General features: G+C 69.1%; 2 protein-coding genes and 2 pseudogenes. All 4 read left to right on the top strand.

All coding sequences use genetic code 11. From position 1 onward, the window contains the following. Positions 1 to 329 (top strand): annotated as a pseudogene (locus tag KVS67_RS11405) (hypothetical protein); the annotation flags it as partial. A gap of 84 nt (positions 330 to 413) precedes the next feature. Continuing rightward, a pseudogene (locus KVS67_RS11400) lies at positions 414 to 769 on the top strand (DUF6176 family protein). 56 nt (positions 770 to 825) lie between these two features. Beyond that, positions 826 to 1,305, top strand: a complete 480-nt coding sequence (locus tag KVS67_RS11395; protein WP_254629352.1) for an RES family NAD+ phosphorylase — start codon at positions 826 to 828, stop codon at positions 1,303 to 1,305. Positions 1,306 to 1,354: 49 nt separating this feature from the next. Next, a complete protein-coding gene (locus KVS67_RS11390) occupies positions 1,355 to 1,720 on the top strand; it encodes a serine/threonine protein phosphatase (protein WP_088477507.1) in 366 nt (121 codons plus the stop codon). The last annotated feature ends 138 nt before the right edge of the window (positions 1,721 to 1,858 follow it).

The following is a 1,858-nucleotide window of genomic DNA, read 5'->3' as shown; positions in this document are numbered from 1 at the left end:
GTCGCTTCCTCAAGGACAACCCGGACCTCGCCAACGAGATCGAGGAGCGCATCCTCACGAAGCTCGGCATCGGCGTGACCCCCATGATCCCCAAGTCACCCGCCATCTCGTGGCTCTCCGGTGCCGAGGCCATTCCCGAGGCGTCCCGCCAGCGTCTGTACCCGGTGCTCGTCTCGCTCCAGTCCCTTCTGGACACGGTCTCGCCGCGCAGCCGCTGGGCCGACCGCCTGTACCAGCTCCTGCATGACCGGCCCGAGATGAACCTCCACGGGATGGGCGTTCCGGTGGGCTGGTCCTCGGATCCGTTCTGGTCTCGTCACCTTCGATGAGCGCGGTCTGCGCAGGAGCCCTTCATCCCGGGGAGAGGGACGCGGCGCGCCGCCGTCATCGGGAGGGTCCGTCGGCTGGCGGCCATGAGGATCGAGATGGAGAGGTTCCCCGTCCGCGCCGGCAAGGAGGAGCGCGCCCGCGAATGGATAGCGTTCCTGCGGGAGAACCCCGAGGCGTTCCGCGAGACCCTGGAGCCCGAGCGGATGTACGTGGAGACGATCTTCTCCGAGACCGTCGGGACGCCCTGTATCTGTGGTGGTACACCCTCCAGGGCGAGGACGGCGCCGAGCTCAGCGACTCCACCCACTGGCTCGACGAGCGCCACGCCGCCTACTGGCGCGAGTGCATCGACCCCAACGAGCCCAGCCTGCTGCTCACCCCCGAGGTGCACATGAGCCCCGAGCGCGTCGAGGAGGCCATGCGGCCGCTGGGGGCGTGAGGCGGGCGCGCAGAACCCGGCTTACAGCCGGTTTATCTCCCCGGCATCATGACCCCATGACCCTCTCGCCCTTCACCGTGGTCGCTGGCACGTTCTACCGTGCCGTGGACGCCCGGTTCGTCGATAGCGCCCTTCGCGGCTCCCGCTCCGCCGGTCGGTACTCGCCACCGGACGCACTCACGCTCTACCTCAGCTCCTCACCGGAAGGAGTGGACGCGGCCATGGTTGCTCACACGGACGCGACCACCCCGCCGCCCGAGCTGCTGACCTTCGACGTCCACGCCGAACGGATCGTGGATCTGCGCGACGCCGAGGCACTCGCGGCCCTCGGCGTCGACCTCGCCGACGCCATGGCCCCGTGGAAGCCGGCCGCGGAGGTGGGGGAGGAGCCGTCGTCGTGGGCGGTCCGCCGCCGCCTGGAGGAGGCCGGCGCGCACGGGCTGATCGACCCGTCCCGCACGGCCCCCGGGCTGTGGCACCTGACCCTGTTCCGGTGGAACGAGGACGGCACACCCCGGGTGACGCGCACGTTGTGACGCGAACGGCTCCCCTCGGACGTTCAATCCCCGCGGCTACTCTGGCCCCATGTCCGCCATCTTCGACCACCTGCGTTCCGACGACGGCGAGCACGTCGGCTACATCGAGATGGTCGGTGACCTCTTCGTGCCGCACGACCTCCTCCACCGACGCCGAGGCGAGCCCATGGAACTGCACGAGGCTGAGGCTGTCCTCGACACGATCGGCTTGCGTGCGCTCGCTGAGGACTGGCTGCTCGACCCGGCCGACGGCATCGGCGAACCCGTGCGGGTGCGCATCCAGGAGGTGACGCGCACGCAGGTGACCATCGCACCCACGGTGGACGGCGCCGTCGGGGAGGTCGCCAAGAGCATCGACCCCGCCGCGAGCATCACCCTGACCCTGCCCGCGGAGCGCCTGCGCCCGGCGGGGTGAAAGGGGGCGCGAGAGGAGCTACGGGGCGTTTCGAGCACCAAAGATGCTCAAAGTTATGGCAAGCATGAGCGAACGATGGTTCATCGCTCCATAACTATGGATACTTATGGCATGGATCTTGGACCTCTCCTCGCCGCG

It is taken from the genome of Micrococcus sp. GbtcB5, from assembly GCF_019091605.1.
GTDB lineage: Bacteria > Actinomycetota > Actinomycetes > Actinomycetales > Micrococcaceae > Micrococcus > Micrococcus luteus.
Note: the sequence above shows the minus strand (reverse complement) of the source record. Positions and strands in the feature narration are given on the sequence as shown.